The 18058-nt window shown below is 63.5% G+C and carries 18 protein-coding genes and 1 tRNA gene; 6 read left to right on the top strand and 13 right to left on the bottom strand.

The genetic code is table 11. The features are described 5' to 3' along the window. Positions 1-615 precede the first annotated feature (615 nt). Both C7450_RS22265 and C7450_RS22260 read left to right on the top strand, forming a co-directional pair. Positions 616-1029, top strand: a complete 414-nt coding sequence (locus tag C7450_RS22265) for a GIY-YIG nuclease family protein (RefSeq protein ID WP_110376638.1) — start codon at positions 616-618, stop codon at positions 1027-1029. A 237-nt stretch (positions 1030-1266) separates the two neighbouring features. Then, positions 1267-1551: an SRPBCC family protein gene (locus C7450_RS22260; protein WP_110376637.1), complete on the top strand. Its 285-nt coding sequence runs from the start codon at positions 1267-1269 to the stop codon at positions 1549-1551. A gap of 325 nt (positions 1552-1876) precedes the next feature. Here C7450_RS22260 and C7450_RS22255 read toward each other — a convergent pair whose 3' ends face one another. The 5 genes from C7450_RS22255 to C7450_RS22235 form a co-directional block, all read right to left on the bottom strand. Beyond that, entirely contained in the window at positions 1877-2806 is a 930-nt protein-coding gene (locus tag C7450_RS22255) for a hypothetical protein (protein ID WP_110376636.1), read from the bottom strand. A gap of 105 nt (positions 2807-2911) precedes the next feature. Next, complete coding sequence (locus C7450_RS22250; RefSeq protein WP_170147364.1) at positions 2912-4123, bottom strand: polysaccharide pyruvyl transferase family protein; 1212 nt, start codon at positions 4121-4123, stop codon at positions 2912-2914. A gap of 268 nt (positions 4124-4391) precedes the next feature. After that, positions 4392-5381 carry a hypothetical protein gene (locus C7450_RS22245; RefSeq protein ID WP_110376634.1) on the bottom strand — a complete coding sequence of 330 codons (990 nt, stop codon included), beginning with the start codon at positions 5379-5381 and terminating at the stop codon, positions 4392-4394. Positions 5382-5847: 466 nt separating this feature from the next. After that, positions 5848-5923 (bottom strand) — tRNA-Lys (locus C7450_RS22240). A gap of 302 nt (positions 5924-6225) precedes the next feature. Next, positions 6226-7785, bottom strand: a complete 1560-nt coding sequence (locus C7450_RS22235) for a 2-isopropylmalate synthase (protein WP_110376677.1) — start codon at positions 7783-7785, stop codon at positions 6226-6228. 393 nt (positions 7786-8178) lie between these two features. On the opposite strand from C7450_RS22235, the gene C7450_RS22230 reads away from it, so the two are divergent. Continuing rightward, the gene (locus C7450_RS22230) at positions 8179-8523 is read left to right on the top strand and encodes a hypothetical protein (RefSeq protein ID WP_110376633.1); all 345 of its coding nucleotides are present in this window, start codon (positions 8179-8181) and stop codon (positions 8521-8523) included. A 21-nt stretch (positions 8524-8544) separates the two neighbouring features. On the opposite strand, the gene C7450_RS22225 is transcribed toward C7450_RS22230, so the two are convergent. From C7450_RS22225 to C7450_RS22210, 4 genes are all read right to left on the bottom strand, one after another. Then, positions 8545-9267: an NUDIX hydrolase gene (locus tag C7450_RS22225; protein ID WP_245450053.1), complete on the bottom strand. Its 723-nt coding sequence runs from the start codon at positions 9265-9267 to the stop codon at positions 8545-8547. Further along, positions 9264-10181: a PhzF family phenazine biosynthesis protein gene (locus C7450_RS22220; protein WP_110376632.1), complete on the bottom strand. Its 918-nt coding sequence runs from the start codon at positions 10179-10181 to the stop codon at positions 9264-9266. The genes C7450_RS22225 and C7450_RS22220 overlap by 4 nt, the downstream gene beginning before the upstream one ends. After that, entirely contained in the window at positions 10181-11029 is an 849-nt protein-coding gene (gene pdxY, locus C7450_RS22215; RefSeq protein ID WP_110376631.1) for a pyridoxal kinase PdxY, read from the bottom strand. Before pdxY ends, C7450_RS22220 begins: the two co-directional genes overlap by 1 nt. Before the next feature lie 250 nt (positions 11030-11279). After that, on the bottom strand, positions 11280-11678 hold the full coding sequence (locus tag C7450_RS22210; RefSeq protein ID WP_146227453.1) for a hypothetical protein: 399 nt from the start codon (positions 11676-11678) through the stop codon (positions 11280-11282). A 133-nt stretch (positions 11679-11811) separates the two neighbouring features. Here C7450_RS22210 and C7450_RS22205 point away from each other — a divergent pair, with 133 nt between their 5' ends. Continuing rightward, a complete protein-coding gene (locus tag C7450_RS22205; protein ID WP_110376629.1) occupies positions 11812-12336 on the top strand; it encodes a DedA family protein in 525 nt (174 codons plus the stop codon). Positions 12337-12350: 14 nt separating this feature from the next. Here C7450_RS22205 and C7450_RS22200 read toward each other — a convergent pair whose 3' ends face one another. Further along, complete coding sequence (locus C7450_RS22200) at positions 12351-13487, bottom strand: DUF3095 family protein (protein WP_110376628.1); 1137 nt, start codon at positions 13485-13487, stop codon at positions 12351-12353. A gap of 179 nt (positions 13488-13666) precedes the next feature. Here C7450_RS22200 and C7450_RS22195 point away from each other — a divergent pair, with 179 nt between their 5' ends. Further along, positions 13667-14377 carry a class I SAM-dependent methyltransferase gene (locus C7450_RS22195; RefSeq protein ID WP_110376627.1) on the top strand — a complete coding sequence of 237 codons (711 nt, stop codon included), beginning with the start codon at positions 13667-13669 and terminating at the stop codon, positions 14375-14377. Between the two features lie 276 nt (positions 14378-14653). Here the strand turns inward: C7450_RS22195 and ilvC are convergent, their stop codons facing one another. Further along, complete coding sequence (gene ilvC, locus C7450_RS22190; protein ID WP_110376626.1) at positions 14654-15673, bottom strand: ketol-acid reductoisomerase; 1020 nt, start codon at positions 15671-15673, stop codon at positions 14654-14656. Positions 15674-15851: 178 nt separating this feature from the next. Here ilvC and C7450_RS22185 point away from each other — a divergent pair, with 178 nt between their 5' ends. After that, positions 15852-16400 carry a DUF924 family protein gene (locus C7450_RS22185; RefSeq protein WP_110376625.1) on the top strand — a complete coding sequence of 183 codons (549 nt, stop codon included), beginning with the start codon at positions 15852-15854 and terminating at the stop codon, positions 16398-16400. 256 nt (positions 16401-16656) lie between these two features. On the opposite strand, the gene ilvN is transcribed toward C7450_RS22185, so the two are convergent. Beyond that, entirely contained in the window at positions 16657-17190 is a 534-nt protein-coding gene (ilvN, locus tag C7450_RS22180) for an acetolactate synthase small subunit (RefSeq protein ID WP_110376624.1), read from the bottom strand. Between the two features lie 40 nt (positions 17191-17230). Continuing rightward, positions 17231-17926: a glutathione S-transferase family protein gene (locus tag C7450_RS22175; RefSeq protein WP_110376623.1), complete on the bottom strand. Its 696-nt coding sequence runs from the start codon at positions 17924-17926 to the stop codon at positions 17231-17233. Between the last annotated feature and the right edge of the window lie 132 nt (positions 17927-18058).

The following is an 18058-nucleotide window of genomic DNA, read 5'->3' as shown; positions in this document are numbered from 1 at the left end:
CCGGCTTCCTCGCCGCCAATGTCGCCTATGCCATGGACCGCCCCGACATCGCCCCCATCCTCAGACAGGATATCGAGGCGATCTTCAAGCGTTGAACGGCCAGCCAGCCGGGCGCCTTCTCCTCACGCGAAGGAGATCACGGGACGGACGGATCTCGTCGCACACATCCTGGCTGGCAGACCGACATATGGCAGACCGGACCGTCCGGCGAGCAACCCATCTGGCAGGCCCGGCGACGCATCCCGCCGGGCTTTCTCGTGACGCACGCCAGGTACCGTCATTGAATCACTCTTAGTGATCGAAAACACGCCGATACAAATTTTCTTTTATTTGATGTAGACGACACAGATAACGATGGTTAATCTGTCATCGGGCATCATTCGTTTTTCATATTTTCATCACATCGATTTTATTGACGGCCCCTGCAACGCTTTTATGCCATGCCCATGACGTGCAGGTCTTGGGGGATGACCAATGCTATTTTCAGAAGTCGTCGAATACGGCGATAATTCTTCGCGTGTAAATTTCACAAAAACTGCGACTTGCTATAAATCGATAGAATCTACACTGCGAAAACCTCACCTGACGGCCACAGCGCTCATCAGCGGAGGCTTTATGCTCGCCAGCCGCTGGATCAGGCCCCCCAACGGGCGGCTCGCACTGGAACGCCCGCTGCCCCGATGGCCCGGCGTCTACGCCTTCGTACAGTACGAGAGGGCGCTCTATGTCGGCATCGCGGCATCGGGGCTCAACAGCCGCTTCTCGGCCTATCTCAGCCCCGGTGCCAGCGATCCCACGCATCTTCGCATGCAAGCGCTGCTGATCGAGGCGCTGAAAAGCTCCGCCTTCCTCGACATCCTGACGATCGCGCCGCCGAACAGCAGTTGGAACGGCTGGCCGGTCAATGCCAGCGCGGGTCTTGAAGTCGGCCTCATCGCGCATTACGACCTGCCCTGGAACATTCGCGGCGCCGGTAAGATCAGGGCGCGTCGCCGACGCACGATAAGCGCCGAGGGCCATCACCAATAGGGGACAGCGACGAAAGGCGCGCGGCCGCCACCGTTTCGCTCAGGGCCATGCCAGCGAGGCGCGGACGCATCCGCCTGAAACCGCGCCTGCGCGCACGCAATTTCGGCAGGAAAAAGCCTGCCGGTGCCTGAAGAGATTGCATGCCCCGGCAAAAGCCGTCATGCTCGCGTTGCCTACTTTGTGATCATCAATAGAATCAGTTTGTACAAGTGTTGCGCTCCCTCAGAGGAGGATACCTTGGAACAACTCATCATCAATTTGATTGCGGGCGCTCTCGGCGGCAACGCCGCGGGCAAGGCCTCCACACAGTTCGATCTCGGCACCCTTGGCAATACCATCGCCGGCCTCGTCGGCGGCGGGGTTCTCGGTCAGATCGTCACCTTGATCTGGCCAAGCGTCGTTGCCGCGGCACAGACGGGCAATTTCAGTGTTGGTGCCGTGGTGACGAATATCATCAGCGGCGGCGCTGGCGGCGCCTTGCTGACGGCGATCATCGGCGCCCTCAAGAACCGGACGGCTTGAGCTACCTGGAGCAAATCCGACTTAGATGGAATCGTCTGATACCATCCAAGTCTTTAAATTCGATCGTTAATTTTCAAGCAGAGCAAGTCCGCAAAAGACGGACTTGCTCTGCCTAGCGCCGACCGCATCCTGATCCTTGCCACGAATCACGGACGGCTGGCGTTTTGTTCGGCGCACGGGGACCTGCCCTCACGGGGGTGGGTCCACCTCCTGATGGCCTCGCGGCTGACCGCCAGTTGGCAATCCACCCGCGAATGATACCCCCCTCACGGACAATGTGGGCAAGATATCCGTCCCTGAGGAGCGCTTGCTCCAATCGATGAAATCAGGACACGGATCGTGCCAACGCGGCTTCACAGTCCTCATGGAACTTGAGCGCCGTGACGGGATCCGTCTCGAGAGCAACAAGCAGAAACAGGCGGGTGTTGAAAATCCCGCGTATCTCTTCAGCAGGCACCTCCTTCTTAAGGAGTGAGCTGAATGAATACTTCATTTTTCGCAGAAACGACTGCCCAGAGACGACGGGATGATGAATCTGGCCGTCGTTTGGCTGCGTCTCGAGTTCGCGCAAGGATACGGGCCGTCCAACCCGGAACGTCTTCTTGGAATGGAAGGTTCGACCGAAGCCGTTGATATCGCGGCATATGAAGCCGTCACAAGAGAGCGTCGTCGCCGTGAAGGACTCGTCGTTCGGCCACGACAGGCCCGCCTCCCCCTTTGACAAACGCTCCTGGAACACCACCGAATGCTCGGCGCGGCGCGTCATGAGATGATCGATAGCGCGGGCTGAAAGCCGCGTCAGGGGATACATGCAGCCATAGACCTGCTCGGAAAAGGCGTGCATGGCACCATACCACCACCACTTGCTCGTCGATTTGTGGTACCCGGCAACAATAAAATCGACCTCGTCTGGACCTGGAAATGTGTCGAAGAACTCCGACAGATGATCCATCCTGAATCTGACATCGGCTTCAACGAGCCAGAACGCGGTTGCTTCGGGGCGTGCAAGCCGGGCTGCATAATAGCAATAATCCCCACATCGCCAAGCGGCATCGCGGGGAATATAAATCCCACGCTCCGTTAGCTTCTCAAAATCCAGTGTAACCTTTCCGAAAGCGTCAGGAACAGCAACGGTCCCTTTGCTTTCATCAACGAGCGCAACGACCTGACGCCCCGATTCAGCCTGGAGGCGAGAGCAAAAGCCTTCAAGGATCTCATCGAAATAATGAGTCCGCACCAGAATAACTTCACTCATCAGATCTTTCTCACGGCGAGATACTGGTAACGACGTCCGGCACTATGCTGTTTCCTGCCTGGTTCCTCGGCGCAGCCAGATCAGAGCATCGCGCAATACGCTCGATCAGCCAACGACGGCATAGGTGGAATTGGCAGACAAGAACCCGGACGGCCGGATCACGAAGCCGCCCGGCGGAAGCCCGCCAGCACCGAGCTTCGTTTCCGCCGGGTTTATCGTAAGTCCAGACACGCCTGCCGGCTCGCTACGCTCCGGTATCCAGACGAAATCGAAGTTACGGCGCTCATCCATGAAGCGCTGAATAGCCAGGAGATCGGCGCGGCCGGGTCTGTTCTTCTGGGACAACGGGTAGGCCGCGAGATAAGCCGGTTCAGCAAAACCCGTGAAAGCCGCCGCGCGGAGCTGCCGCATGCGCTTGGCAAAGGCCGCCAGGTCTTGCTGGGATGGCTCCACCTTGAGTGCCAGTGGCTGCTCAACAAAGATCTGCCAGGGCGACAGACTGCGGCATACGTCGAAATCCATTAGAAGCGGGGCTTGTCCATCAATCAGCTCTGACGGGAAGGCGCCGACCAGCTCAGCCTCATTGATCTTCGACACGCGATGTTCGGCCTGGGCGATCAGGTCTCCGGGCTTGCCAGCGATCGCAACCGGCTCCCGCTGCGGGTTCTTCATCATACTGAACCAGTCATTGAACTTGAAATTCCAGACGGGCTCGTTGCGATTGGAGATCCAAAGGCTGGGCCGACCCAGGGCCTCGGCGAAGACCAGGCCGTGAAGACTTTGCGAGATCACCACCTCTGACTGCGCGATCTGCTCAAGCGGTCGCAGAGAGTCGTCCATCATATCGACGACACAGAATTCGTCGCTTGCGCGGAACGCATCAAACGCCTTGCTGTGCAATGAGGAATGATGAGGCACCACGGCCGCACGATACCGCACCCGCATATGGTCCGGGCTGACGAGCCGCTTGACCAGAATGCCGGGATCGCCCAGGGGCACATCTGGCACCTGGAGGCCGGCCGAGCGCAGGTGATCGCGAGTCAATTCGCCACGCAGTGCCCTGATTTTCGTCACATCGATGGCGCCGAGTGCAACTGAAGGACTGAGCACGCCTGAACCCCAGATATAGGAGTTCGCATTGGCCATGAAGAAAATGCTGCCTATAGGCAGCAGATGCGGCTGCGACGACTCGGCAAACACGCCCGTCGCGGCGAACTGATCCTTCAGGATATAGGCTGAGATTGCATCTCCACAGTTCCGGATCACGTTGTAGTAGCGATAGGGTACCGTGCGCGTTGGCTGTTCACGATAGAGCATGGTCATCATCCGCCTTTAACCAATGGTCACCCGCGCGCACAAGCACAACGGGCAGATGCTCCTAGTCCTGCAGATGGGCAGGAACGGCCCGAAGGAATTGCCGTCGAAGATACAGAGCGATTGCAACATCCGTTGAGCCAGACGCACGACACTTCATGCGGGTCCAGGTCCAAGCAGCCATCATGCCAGAATGACAGCCACTGAGAGTTTGCCTGACGATACTGTGGCTATGCAGGGGGTGGCGCGTCGCAGTCAATCCGTCATCGCCTCAGTTCGCAACCACCCTCACAGGAAATCGCACCAGATCCCGGTTCATGCCGCGCTTGCAGTCTGTCCAGTTCAGGCGCGTGAAATAGACATAGAAGGCGTCGCCGGCCGTATCGAAGATGTCTGATTCGCTCGATGGGTCGATGAACGACGGATATTCATAGAAATCGGCGCAAACCCCGCGCGATTGCCAGAAGGGCTTGAAATCGGCCAGCAATCGCGGCTCGCTCCAATGCACGAGATCCTTGGACGTGGTGTAGAAGACACCGGGATTGGGGGCGCCCGTATTATAGGTGGCAAGCCACATGTCATGGCCCTTCAGCCGGACGACAGACCGGAATCGGCCAAACGGCGGCTTGCCGTGCCGGTCACCGCCGAGGCCGTCACAATGGGTGGTCGTGTCTTCGCCGCGATAGGCCTGCGGTGGTCGCGTGAACTGTCCGTCGCTCAGGACCTGCCAGTTCCCTTTGGCCGCCTCCGTGGCGGTTGAGCGAAACAGGCAATTGCCATTCGGGCCGGGCCGGGCCTCACCGGCCGTCCAGCCGACGAAATAGACATAGTGGCCGTCGCGCACGATATTCGAGGTGGTGAAGAAACCCGTCATCTTCACCTTGGGGTCAAAAGGCGCGCTCGACGAGGCCACCAGCCGCTCGGGCCTCGGCAAAAGGGAGAAATTGAGATCCCGCGCATCCGCGCTGACCGTCACGATGGACGAATACCAGCAGGGTGATGCGGCCCCGGGCCCCTCGCAGACGCCCTTGTGCCGCTTGCCCATGAATTCCTGGCTGCCAAGCCCGATAACCCTGCCTTCCCCTACGGGAAGCAGGGCCTGGATCCAGTAGCGATCGTCGAAATCGGCTGGATTGGGAGATTCGGCAGCGCGCGATGAAATCGCGCAATTCGGCTTCACGTCGCTCAGACTGGCCCCTTCCATGAACCAGTTCGTCAGATGGCCGCCGATGAGGACCACCGAACCATCGGCGCGGCGCATCGCGCGGGCCGGACTATCCGGAATAGTGTTCGAGCGGCATTTCTCCGCCGCATAGTCATAGACAGTCTCGGCCTTTTGAGAGAGCTCAAGGCGGACTGCATCTTGCGCCCCGGCTGCGGCACTTCCCCCCAAGAAGAGCGCGCAACACAAAGTCATGCGTACAAATGTCATTACTCATTCCGCAAACTGGCTGGGGATGACGGCGGAGATCCTATCTATTCACGCGTTCGATGTTAGAAACATGTCAGTTGCGCTATCGGGCCATTTTTTTTCGCATCCGGCAACCCTCGAATCCGAATGAGCCGACAATCATGTCTGGAAATGGCATCGCTCACTCAACGGCGCGCGGGCGGCTGAGCGACGGAATGGGACGCCGACAGCCGTCGGCGACGACGCGCGCAGCGCGGCGGCAGCCGTGCCATCCGCCCGGCATCCCGAAACCACCAAATTGTTGGAAAGATAAATTTGGTGGGCGCACAAGGGCTCGAACCTTGGACCCGCTGATTAAGAGTCAGCTGCTCTACCAACTGAGCTATGCGCCCGCCGCGACACTCAATGAGCGCCGCGAACAGGGGGGTTGTTACCAAAGAGCTTGGACGGTGTCCAGCACTACGAACACATTTTGCCAGCTTTTCCCGATGGGGCTGCCCGCCGGACCCTGCGCGTCCCGAGCATCTTATTGATAAACGGTCCGAACTTCTCTCCGCCCGACGCCGGATACCCCCTCCGCGAGGCCAGTCTTCCCTGTTGAAAAGCCGTCCTGACTGTTGTCGGGACGGCTCTTGTTGTCACGAAACGGCAGCGGCAGCGCCCGTTGGGGTGCACACTATGATTCAGGTCATGGCTACGCAGCCGCATGGGCGTGCAGACGCTCGCCGCGTGCGAGCAGCTTGTTGAGCGCCGAGAGATAGGCCCGCGCCGAGGCAACCAGCGTATCCGGGTCGGAGCCGCGCCCGGTCACCGGATTGCCATTGGCATCGAGCCGCACGGAGACCTCCGCCTGCGCGTCAGTGCCCTCGGTGACGGCATGCACCTGGTAGAGCTCCAGCTTGGCCTCATGCGGCACCAGGGCCTTGATGGCGTTGAAGGTCGCATCGACCGGTCCGTTGCCCTCGGCCTCCTCGGTGCGTATCACGCCGCCGATGTCGAGCTTCATGGTGGCGCGCTGCGGCCCGCGGGTTCCGGCGATGATCGACAGCGAGACCAGCTTGACCCGGTCATGCGCCGTCAGGATGCCCTGATCCACCAAGGCCTCGATGTCCTCGTCATAGACATCCTTCTTGCGGTCGGCGAGATCCTTGAAGCGCCGGAAGGCGTCCTCCAGGGCATTGTCGCCCAGGTCGTAGCCGAGCGCCTTCAGCTTCTCGCGGAAGGCATGGCGGCCGGAATGCTTACCCATCACCAGCGAAGTCTTCGACACGCCAACCGACTCGGGCGTCATGATCTCGTAGGTGGAGGCCTCCTTCAGCATGCCATCCTGGTGAATGCCGCTCTCATGGGCAAAGGCATTCCGTCCGACGATCGCCTTGTTGTACTGCACCGGGAAGGACGTCACGGCCGAGACGAGCTTGGAGGCGCGCGTGAGCATCGTGGTCTCCACCCCGACCGTATAGGGCAGCACGTCGCCGCGTGTCTTGATCGCCATCACGATCTCTTCCAGCGCGGCATTGCCAGCACGTTCGCCAAGACCGTTGATGGTGCATTCCACCTGGCGCGCACCACCCTCGACGCCCGCCAGGGAGTTGGCGACGGCCAGCCCCAGATCGTCATGGCAATGGACCGAGAACACCGCCTTGTCGGCATTCGCCACCGTTTCCCGCATGGTGCGGAACATGGCACGATACTCGTCCGGCGTCGCATAGCCCACCGTGTCAGGCAGGTTGATGGTTGTCGCGCCCGCCTTGATCGCCGCGTCCACACAGCGCGCCAGATAGGCGAGCGGCGTGCGGGTCGCATCCATAGCGGACCATTCGACATCATCCACCAGGTTGCGCGCCTGGGCCACCGTCGCCGCGATGATCTCCAGCACCTCTTCCTCGCTCTTGCGCATCTGGTGCGCGAGATGGATCGGCGAGGTGGACACGAAGGTATGGATGCGCGGCCGCCGCGCATGGCGCACGGCTTCGCCCGCGCGGGCTATATCGGCGGGGATGGCACGGGCAAGGCCGGCGATGACAGCATTCCGGGCGCGCCGTGCCACTTCGGCGACGGACTCGAAATCACCGACCGAGGCAATGGGAAACCCTGCCTCGATGATGTCCACGCCCATGGTGTCGAGAATGTCGGCCACTTCCAGCTTTTCCTCGAAGGTCATCGAGGCGCCGGGGCACTGTTCACCATCCCGCAGGGTGGTATCGAAGATAACGACGCGGTCCTTGTCGGACGCCGATACCGGAGAGTTCATCATATTCGTCCTTGAGCTGGGAGCGCTTCTCACGGGGGGCGGCGCTCAATCGCGGTGCCGTCACATCCCCTGAAGGCCCAGGCAAAGCCCGGCCGGCCCTCAGGGGCGGCTAAGGAGAAGGCTAATGAGGCCAAGGCGCGCAGACAGCCCGAGACGCGCGTCGCGAGCGACGGCGGACATATCCGCGGTCCCCGGCGCAATCTTGAAAGCTGTCGCAATCACCGAACCTTAATCCCTCTGCAACGCAACCGCGGACGCTTCGCGTCAACGACGATCGCTCAAAGGGTTGTACCCGAGACGAATAGGCGCTGACAAGTCGTCAATCATCCGGTTGACCCGGTCATGACAATTGAAAATGCTGGCGACACCCTGGAATCAGACCCGAGGACAACGATGCTGAGCCGTTTGACCTTTGCCGTGCCGCTTCTGTTGGGCCTGGCCGCCTGCAACACGACCGCGGAGAAGCCGCCTGCTGCCCAGGCCTATGCGGCCGCGCCCGACGCCACGGTCGCCGCGCCGCTCGACAGCGCAAGCCTCGCGGGTCGAAGCTGCGGTGCGCCGATCCTCGGCTTCCGTCGCATCATCGACAGCGACGTCCAGGTCGGCCATCTCTCCCCGTCGGTCTACAAGGCCATGGCGCCTGAAGTCGGCCGTGCCGCCAATGCCTGCGCCCAGGGCAACGACGGACAGGCGCTCGCCATGCTCGCGGCCGTCAAGTCGCGCAACGGCTATCCATAAGCCGTCGCCGGGCATCCTGCGTTACCCCAGAACATGCCTGAGGTAACGCTGGAGAAAGGGCGGCATGGTTGCGGGATCGATATCGGCGGCCCTGCGCACCAGCCTGACGTCGGCGAGTTCAGGCTCAGCCTCGGCAGCGAGAAAATGCCGGATCCGGGCGACCAGCGTCTCGGCCGGCAGCTCTGACTGCACGGGGCGCATCAAGGCGAGCCGCGCGCCGTCGAGGACGGCCGTCCAACCGTCGCCAATGGTTACGTCGCCCGCCCCGAGGCCGGTTTCCTCGGCCAATTCGCGGCCGACGCTGCCGAGGAGATCAACCCGTCCATCCGGGCGCACATCGGCAAGATCGGGCGTCCCCGCCGGAAAATAGGCCTTGCCGGCATTGGCCGTATGCTCGCCCATGACGCCGAGCACGAAAGCGCCGTCGGCCGCGCGCAACGCGGCCATGGCGAAACAATTGCCGGTCCCAGGCGCGGGCACGCCGAAATCGCGCATGGCCAGGAAACTCGCGTAGTCGGTGGCGATGTAGCGGCCGGTCAGCCTGCGGTCGGCGATCCGGCTTTCGCACATGACGAGCACCTGCCCATTGAAGAGCGCCGGCTTCTCGGCCTTCAGGCGCAGCCAGTGGGCATCGATGCGCTCACGGTTCTCGGCGGCCCAGGGCCATTCCCCGGCCGTGAGATACATCTCGACATCGTCGAGCGGCACGATTGTCCCGCCCTGTCCGGACACAATCTCACTCACGCGAACAGCCTGCCTTCGCTGAGAAGCACCGCCTTGCCGCCGATCGTCGCCTTCACCAGCGCTCCGTCCTCCAAAGTCAAAGTCAGGACGATCTGCGACGGCCGCCCCATCGCATAGCCCTGCTCCACGACGATCCGATGCTCGCCGTCACCGAGCGCCTCATGGTCCATGACGGCCCCGGCAAAGGCCGCCACCGCCGAGCCTGTCGCCGGATCCTCGCCGATGCCAAGGCTCGGCGCGAACATGCGCGCATAGAAGCGATGCGCGGGATCGACAGGCTCGCTGCAATAGATGAAGGCGCTGCTGCGGTTCACCTGCCCGAAGGCGGCGTCCCAGGCCGTTCTCACGCTCGCCGCACGATCGACGGCGGCGCGGCTTGCCACAGGAACCATCGCGAAGGGCGAGCCGGCGGAATATTGCGCTGGCACGTGACGCGCGAACCCGATGTCACTGCCCTGAAGTCCCAGTGCTGCGGCGATGACCGATGCATCCGGCAGCGCGCCCAGGCGCTCGGGGAGCCGCGGCAGGGTGAAGGTCGCCTCGCCGACGCCGTCGCCGGTGATCGCAACGGCGCAGGGCACGATCCCCACCCGCTCCTCGACCGTGAAGGCTCCTGCCGGTGCCCCATCCAGCAGGCCGAGAAGGACCGCCGTGCCGACCGTCGGGTGCCCGGCGAAGGGGAGCTCCTGCTTCGGCGTGAAAATGCGCAGCCTTGCGCGATGGGCGATGTCCTCCGGCGGCAGGACGAAGACCGTCTCGGACAGGTTGAACTCGGCGGCGATCGCCTGCATCGCGAGATCGTCGAGGCCCGCCGCATCGAGCACGACAGCGAGTGGATTACCGCAGAGCGCCTTGCCGGTGAACACGTCGAGCGTATGAAAGCGGCGGCCGGGGCGGGTTGAAAGCGAGGCCATCACACCATCTCCGCGGTGAAACGCCGGCTCGGCGTGACGAATTCGTCCTGCGCGGCGACGAGCAGGATCTCGCGCGAGCCCTCCGCGGCGGTGCGCTTCAGCAAGCCGTGCACCGAAGAGGCGGCCAGCGAAAGCGCTTCCGCCGCACTGCCGGTCCGGAGGTAATGGACGAAGAACAGGGCGGCGATCGCGTCGCCCGCGCCATTGATCGCCAGATCGAGACGCGGCGTGCGCACACGCCACAGGGAGGTGCCGTCCGAGGCGAGCAGATCGAGCGCATCGCCGGGCATGTCGTCGATTTCGAGGGATGTCACCATCACGACGCGCGGCCCCGCCGCATGCACGGCCGCTATGGCCCGCCTGGCATCGGCCAGACTGGCGATGTCATGCCCCGCCAAGAGGGCGAGTTCGAACTGGTTCGGCGTCACCACGTCGGCGGCCGGAACCGCCTGGTCACGCATGAATTCGGCGATACCAGGCCGCACGAAAATGCCGCGTCCCATGTCGCCGATGACGGGATCGCAGCAGTAGAGCGCGCGGCTGTTGGCGGCGCGCACGCGCGCCACGGTCGAAAGGATGGCATTGCCGATATCGACCGCACCCATATAGCCTGAGAGCACACCGTCACAGCGCGGCAGCACCCCGCGCTCGGCGATGCCCTCCACCACCTCCTCGATGGCCGGCCCGTCGAAGACACGCCCCTTCCATTGACCATATCCGGTATGATTCGAGAACTGCACCGTATGGATCGGCCAGACCTCGACGCCGAGGCGCTGCAAGGGAAAGACGGCTGCGGCGTTGCCGACATGGCCGTAGGCGACATGGGACTGGATCGAGAGAATATTCATGAGGAAGTCTTCATGAGCGTGTCTTCATGCGGATGTCCATCCGGTCAGACGATCGTTTACTCCAATCCTGTCCGCGCGGATACCCGAAAGCGCGAGCGTGACCATGGCGGACAAGGGTTTTCGCGACGGCCTTACGTCGCAACATTGTCCCGGGGGCAGCCGGAGGCTTGAGCCCGGGATCGAGAACCGTTGAGATCGGCGCATCAGGCGCGGCGGCGCCATGGCCGCGCGAAGGCGAACACCCCGCTGATCAATAGGCGCGGCAGGCGTTTCCGTACCATTTGCCGGAGGAGACATCGAGGCCCGCGCCCGGGCTCGCCGCATTGCAGATGGGGAAGCTGGTGTTTCCGGCCCGCATGAAGCTCATCTGCTTGTTCTGGGCCTTGATGGCATCGGCCTGGGCCGCGCGCCGGTTGTTCTCGCGGATCATGTCATTCGTCCGGCGACGGTCCTCCGCCTCGCGGTCCTCGGCGCGCTCCCACTGCTCCATCATGCAGGTGGCGAAGCCGTCGGTTCCGGGCTCGAAGCCGAAGTCGCTGCATTGCTGGCGATGCCGCTCCTTGAGCGCCTCCGGATTGGACGTTGTCGAAACGCAGCCGGCGAGGAGGAGAGACCCCAGTATCAGGCCGGTCAACACAACTGGACGCATAAAGCACCTTCCGCAAAGCGCCCTCCAGGGCGGACGGAGGTGCCCATAGCACATGTCCGTTGCGAAATTGCTTCCATGCGGCTGCGCACCAGAGCCCTTGACCGCCATGCCGGCCTGCCGCCATAGCTGACCGATGACCTTCGCCAGTATCACCGCCGATATCATCAGCTTCGTTCAGAGCCATTCCGCCTGGGCGCCGCCCCTCGCCTTTGCCCTCGCCTTCGGCGAGTCGGTCGTCATCATCTCCCTGTTCGTGTGGGGCACGGTGATCCTGCTGGCCATCGGTGCACTGATCGGTGCCGGCGGCATCGAGCTCTGGCCCTCGTGGCTCGCCGCGGCCGCCGGGGCCTCGCTCGGCAATCTCGTCTCGTTCTGGTTCGGCCGTCACTATGGCGAGCGCATCCTGACGATGTGGCCCTTCAATCGCTATCCCGAAACCATGGCGGCGGGCCAACGCTTCTTCGAGCGCTGGGGATCCTGGACGGTGTTTCTAACCCGCTTCTCGGGACCGCTGCATGGGGTCGGTGCGCTCGTCGCCGGCATGTTCGGCACACCGGCGCTGGTCTTCCACATGGCCAATATCGCCTCAGCCATGGTCTGGGCCTTCCTGGTGCTTGCACCGGCGGCGGCCACCCTGCGCGCGCTCCTGCCAAGCTAAGCCTGGCGGCGGTGCTACTCCGCCACGGATGCCGGCGTTTTCAGCTTGACCGCAGCGGCCGCATAGCCGCCGTCGGCCCCGTCCACGAAATGCACGTGGTTGCTGTTCATGGCGGAGGGTACGAGGCAGGTCATCAACGCGGCCTCCTGGCGATGCGTACCGACCCGGGCAGCGCCGCGCGCGGCCGCCTCGGCCAGATAGCGCTCGATCGCCTCAGCCTCCTCTAAGGTGCAATCGATCGTCATGCGCAGGCCGTCACCATATTTGCGGAAATCGGTATTCTCGCCGATTTCACGCAGGTAGACGGACGAATCGAACGATCCGATGCGCTTGCGCCGCAGAGCCACGGCACTGCCCATCACTTTCAGCCGCGCGAGCACGCGCCGGAGAACCAATGGCCCTCCCTGACGCTTCATCGCGAGGGCTTCGAGATCGGCGCCGGTGCGCGACCAGCCGCGCGCAATCGACGGGGTTGGCCGGCCAGCGGACTGCGCCAGATCGAGCACATCCTCGACCACCTTCCGGAATGCGCCGGTCGGCTTGTCGTCCATCGGGGTCACGATCAGCGACAGGATAGTGCCCCGCTCGGCCGGGATTTCCGCCCAACGGCAGGAAAGCCCCGTCAGGTCCGGCGGCTCGGCGGCGTCCGGGGCGATCGCGAACGCACCGGCCTTCATGGCCGCCACGGCCCAGGCAAGCCCGCCCCCCGAAAACATGGCGTAATTGACGTGGGGCGAGGCCGCAAAGCGGGCCACCCTGAGATCGAAGCCGGCCTGGCGCACGGCGGCGACGGGCAGCAGCGCGACGCGCAAATCGAGGCCAAGATCTTCCCCGACCCACCCTGCTGTCGCCGCCAGCGCCGCCCGCGCCGCCGCCTCCTGGTCGGCGGGCACGGCGAAACTGGCGCCATCCCCTTCGAAGACATAGGGAAAGTCCATATTGCCGAGGGCATTCGCGACGGCCGCGATAACCGCGGCGCCTGCAATATTGACGGCCTTGTAGCGGCCCTCCGCGATCGCCACGGTCGACGACACCACATCCGACAGGCCGATGAGCCATTGATCCGGCAAAGGCCGGTAGTGCTCTTCCTCGAGAATGTCGGCGAAGTGGGAGAAGACGGGCACGTCTGCGTAGAAATCGGCCGCGCTCATGATGGCTGTCCCCGCCGATGATCAAGCATCCCCGGCCAATATAGGCACCCTTGCGCTGCAGTGCCATGCCGCGCGTCTCCCGGCGCGGCGCATCCACCCCGCGCGATGACCATTGCTTGACGCCACAAGCCGTTCATGCGAAGTCCGCGCCCCGCTTTTAGAGCCACAAGGAGCGCTCCATGTCACAGGGATGGACTGAATCGGCGGCCGCCTGGATCGCCGACATGGGCGAGCATGGCGATTTCACCCGCCAATGTGTGACCGACAGGCCCGTCCTGCAACGGATCGAGGGGCGCGGCCACCGCAAGGCCCTCGATGTCGGCTGCGGCGAGGGCCGCTTCTGCCGCATGTTGCAGGAACGCGGCATCAGCGCCATCGGCCTCGATCCAACCGAGGCGATGCTGGCAGAAGCCAGACGCCGCGATCCCGCCGGCGATTATCGTCAGGGATATGCCGAGGCCCTGCCCTTCGCCGACGGCAGTTTTGATCTCGTCGTCAGCTATCTCTCGCTGATCGACATCACGGACGCAACAGCAGCCATCCGCGAGATGGCCCGTGTGCTCGAGCCCGGCGGCAGCCTCATCATCGTCAATCTCAACGGCTTCGCCACGGCCGGCCATTGGGACGACCCGCCGGCGAAAACGCGCTTCGTGATCCGCGACTATCTCGACGAGCGCGCCGAATGGGCGGAGTGGCGCGGCATCCGCATCAGGAGCTGGCACCGGCCCCTGTCGCGCTACATGAAGGCGCTCATCGAAGCCGGTCTGATCCTGCGCCATTTCGACGAGCCCGATGCGACAAGCGGCCCCGCCGACAGGCGCGCGCGCTATCACAGCATGCCCTATTGCCACATCATGGAATGGGAGAAGCCGGCGGAACGCGCGGCGTAGAGGACGTGCCTCGCACGAGGGAGATGAAAAGGGGTGCAGCCCGCGCTGATCCCTCCGGTGGCCTCGCGCCAGCGAGGTCGGGTGGGGAGCACGCCGCAGTAGACGATACCAGGCCGGCCAATATTGCCGTTGGGTCAACCTCCGGTGGACCCCACCCGGCGCCTGCGGCGCCCCCCTCCCCTGAGGGGAGGGATCGGCGCAGCCCGGCCGCGTCGCCAACAAAAAAGGGCGGCCTGAGCCGCCCTTTCGCAGAAACCGAGTGATCGCCGTCGGCAATCAGTTCTTGGACTTGTCGACCAGCGCCTTTTCCTTGATCCAGGGCATCATGGAGCGCAGCTTCTCGCCGACTTCCTCGATCTGGTGGGCGTTGTGGCGGGCGCGGGTGGCCTTGAACGAAGCCTGGTTGACCTTGTTCTCGAGCATCCAGTCGCGTGTGAACTTGCCAGACTGGATGTCGTCGAGCACGCGCTTCATCTCGGCCTTGGTGTCCGCGTTGATGATGCGCGGGCCGGTGACATATTCGCCGTACTCGGCCGTGTTGGAGATCGAGTAGTTCATATTGGCGATGCCGCCCTCATAGATGAGGTCGACGATCAGCTTGAGCTCGTGCAGGCACTCGAAATAGGCCATCTCGGGGGCGTAGCCCGCTTCGACCAGCGTCTCGAAGCCGGCGCGGATGAGTTCCACCGTGCCACCGCAGAGCACGACCTGCTCGCCGAAGAGATCGGTCTCGCACTCTTCCTTGAAGGTCGTCTCGATGATGCCGGCGCGGCCGCCGCCATTGGCGGAAGCATAGGAGAGGCCGAGATCATGGGCGTTGCCGGTCGCGTCCTGATGGATGGCGATCAGGGTCGGCACGCCGCCGCCGCGCAGGTATTCGGAACGCACGGTGTGGCCGGGGCCCTTCGGCGCGACCATCAGCACGTCGAGGTCGGCGCGCGGCTCGATCAGGTTGAAATGGACGTTCAGGCCATGGGCAAAGAGGAGCGCGGCGCCCTGCTTCATGTTGTCGTGCAGCTGCTCACGATAGATGTCGGCCTGCAGTTCGTCCGGCGTCAGCATCATGACGACGTCGGCCCATTTGGCCGCCTCGGCGACCTCGAGGACCTTGAGGCCTTCGGCTTCCGCCTTCTTCGCGCTGGCCGAGCCCTTGCGCAGGCCGACCGCGATGTCCTTCACGCCGGAGTCCCGGAGGTTCAGCGTGTGGGCATGGCCCTGGCTACCATAGCCGATGATCGCTACCTTCTTCCCCTTGATGAGGTTGATGTCGGCGTCACGGTCGTAATAAACGCGCATGAGATGCCCTTTCCTTGGCAAGTTTGTTACGCTGCTGGCTCGTTCCGGCTCATGTCATACTGCCGCTGCACTGGCGGCGGTAAAGCGTGAGTGGCGCGTTCGGTCAAGTGGCATTCGCGAATGAGCGGTTTGCACGAAACGCCACACTCAAGTTTCAGTCGATTGGAGGAGGCAACCCATGACCACTCACCCCGGCATCAGGGATGTCCTGACTTTTTGGTTCGAAGCGGGGCCGGACCGTTGGTATACCAAGGACGCCAGCTTCGACGAGGAAGTCCGCGCGCGCTTCCTGGCGCTGCATGAGCAGGCCGCGGAAGGAGGGCTGACCGCCTGGGAGCAGGTGCCGAAGGCAGCGCTCGCCCTCATCATCCTGCTCGACCAATTCCCGCGCAACATGTTCCGCGGCACCGCACGCAGCTTCGCGACCGATCCGCTCGCCCGCGAGGTGGCCGGCCGCGCCATCCTGCGCGGCTTTGACCGCACGGTCGAACCAATCGAACGGCAGTTCTTTTATCTGCCGCTCATGCATTCCGAGGACCTCGCCGACCAGGATCATTGCCTCGCGCTCTATAAGGCCAACGGCCCGGCCGAAGGCCTGCCCTTTGCCGAGGAACATCGCGCCATCATCGTCCGCTTCGGTCGTTTTCCGCATCGCAACCCCCTGCTCGGCCGCGCCATGACGGAGGACGAGCAGCGCTTTCTCGACGAGGGCGGCTTCGCCGGCTGAGCGGGCGGGCATTCAGGGATAGTCGGGACAAGCCCGACCATGACGCCGCAAAGTCCGCACGAGACCCCTCCGTGTCATCCCCGGCGGGATGCGCAGCAGCCCGGGAAGGGGATCCAAAGAGAAAGCGTCCCAATTCATGGATCCCCTTCCCGTCGCTACGCGACGCCGGGGATGACACGAACTGGATTGCCTCCGCCCCTGAATATCGGACAGGCGATGATCCGATCACGGTGTCATCCCCGCTCGGCGTCCGGCGTCACATCGCTTCTGCGCCGCGGCTCATCGCTGCGACGCCGGTGCGCGACACCTCGACGAGGCCGCAATCGGCCATGATGCCGATGAAGCGCTCCACATCCTCCAAGGCACCGGTGAACTCGAAGATGAACGAGGACAGCGTCGCATCAAGGGTGCGGGCGCCGAAGGCCTGCGCCAGTCGCAACGCCTCGACGCGCTGATCGCCTTGCCCCACCACCTTCAGGAGCACGAGCTCGCGCTCGATCGCTGGCCCCTCGTCGGACAGATCACGCACCCGATGCACCGGCACGAGCCGCGCGAGCTGCGCCTTGATCTGCTCGATCTCGGCTTCCGTACCGGTCGTGACGATCGTGATGCGCGAGAGATGCTTCTCGTGTTCCGTCTCCGAGACCGTCAGGCTCTCGATATTGTAGCCGCGCCCCGAGAACAGCCCCGCGATGCGAGCGAGAACGCCGGGCTCGTTATCGACGATGACCGCGAGGGTATGACGCGACGTGGGCGCGGCGGGCGACGGTTCCGAATAGACGGACGACATGGGGTTGCCTCGTGAAGGGGGTGGGAAATGGCGCATAATGTCAGGTCTTTCCAGGCCGATTGGGTCGGAGATCGGTCACGACGGGCTCATCCGGCTCGTCATGGGCGACGACCCATGTTTCCTTGAGGGCCGCATCCTTCCATTCCTGGAACGCGGCCGTGCCGATGACGGCATCCATGTAGTGGCGGGTGTCCGGGTCCACCGGGATGGAATAGGAGATGAAGCGCGTGACGACCGGCGCGAACATCGCGTCGGCGGCTGAGAAAGCGCCGAACAGGAAGGGCCCGCCCGCGCCGAAACGCTTGCGCGCATCACGCCAGATCGCCGTGATGCGATCGACGTCGCGCTCAACGTCGGGCCCGCGATCCCGCGCGGCAAAGACCTTGCCAAGGTTCATCGGACAGGCGGCGCGCAGCCCCCGGAACCCCGCATGCATCTCGCCGGAAACGGAGCGCGCGACCGCGCGCGCGATCCGGTCTTTCGGCCATACGCCGGCCTCGGGCCAACGCTCATGCGCATAGTCCATGATCGCCGCGGATTCCCATACGGTCGCCCCCTCGTCGATGAGGATGGGTACGGTGCCGCCGGGCGACAGCGCGAGGATGCGCGCCTTGGTGTCGGGCTGATCCAGCGGGATCAGCACCTCCTCGAAGGGAATGCCGAGCTGGCGCAGGAGAATCCACGGCCGCAGCGACCAGGAGGAATAGAGCTTGTTGGCGATGACGAGCGTCGGCATGGAAGGTTCCGTTCTGACGAGGGTGGTCACTGACCGTGACGCCGAGATCACACGCGTTCCAATGAAAAATTGTGAGGGAACCGATCATCTCGCCTGACACTCAGTGAGATTGCCCCCTGTCATCCCGGAAGG

It is taken from the genome of Chelatococcus asaccharovorans (genome assembly GCF_003201475.1).
In the GTDB taxonomy this organism is placed as follows: Bacteria; Pseudomonadota; Alphaproteobacteria; order Rhizobiales; family Beijerinckiaceae; genus Chelatococcus; species Chelatococcus asaccharovorans.
This window is presented reverse-complemented; position numbering and strand designations above follow the sequence as displayed.

Coding starts and splice junctions, on each gene's coding strand:
- C7450_RS22235 (WP_110376677.1), bottom strand. CDS start 7,785: ATGAACTCTCCGGTATCGGCGTCCGACAAGGACCGCGTCGTTATCTTC.
- C7450_RS22195 (WP_110376627.1), top strand. CDS start 13,667: ATGTCACAGGGATGGACTGAATCGGCGGCCGCCTGGATCGCCGACATG.
- ilvC (WP_110376626.1), bottom strand. CDS start 15,673: ATGCGCGTTTATTACGACCGTGACGCCGACATCAACCTCATCAAGGGG.
- C7450_RS22230 (WP_110376633.1), top strand. CDS start 8,179: ATGCTGAGCCGTTTGACCTTTGCCGTGCCGCTTCTGTTGGGCCTGGCC.
- ilvN (WP_110376624.1), bottom strand. CDS start 17,190: ATGTCGTCCGTCTATTCGGAACCGTCGCCCGCCGCGCCCACGTCGCGT.
- C7450_RS22210 (WP_146227453.1), bottom strand. CDS start 11,678: ATGCGTCCAGTTGTGTTGACCGGCCTGATACTGGGGTCTCTCCTCCTC.
- pdxY (WP_110376631.1), bottom strand. CDS start 11,029: ATGAATATTCTCTCGATCCAGTCCCATGTCGCCTACGGCCATGTCGGC.
- C7450_RS22200 (WP_110376628.1), bottom strand. CDS start 13,487: ATGAGCGCGGCCGATTTCTACGCAGACGTGCCCGTCTTCTCCCACTTC.
- C7450_RS22220 (WP_110376632.1), bottom strand. CDS start 10,181: ATGGCCTCGCTTTCAACCCGCCCCGGCCGCCGCTTTCATACGCTCGAC.
- C7450_RS22245 (WP_110376634.1), bottom strand. CDS start 5,381: ATGCGCCGCGCCGATGGTTCGGTGGTCCTCATCGGCGGCCATCTGACG.
- C7450_RS22205 (WP_110376629.1), top strand. CDS start 11,812: ATGACCTTCGCCAGTATCACCGCCGATATCATCAGCTTCGTTCAGAGC.
- C7450_RS22250 (WP_170147364.1), bottom strand. CDS start 4,123: ATGCTCTATCGTGAACAGCCAACGCGCACGGTACCCTATCGCTACTAC.
- C7450_RS22255 (WP_110376636.1), bottom strand. CDS start 2,806: ATGAGTGAAGTTATTCTGGTGCGGACTCATTATTTCGATGAGATCCTT.
- C7450_RS22265 (WP_110376638.1), top strand. CDS start 616: ATGCTCGCCAGCCGCTGGATCAGGCCCCCCAACGGGCGGCTCGCACTG.
- C7450_RS22185 (WP_110376625.1), top strand. CDS start 15,852: ATGACCACTCACCCCGGCATCAGGGATGTCCTGACTTTTTGGTTCGAA.
- C7450_RS22175 (WP_110376623.1), bottom strand. CDS start 17,926: ATGCCGACGCTCGTCATCGCCAACAAGCTCTATTCCTCCTGGTCGCTG.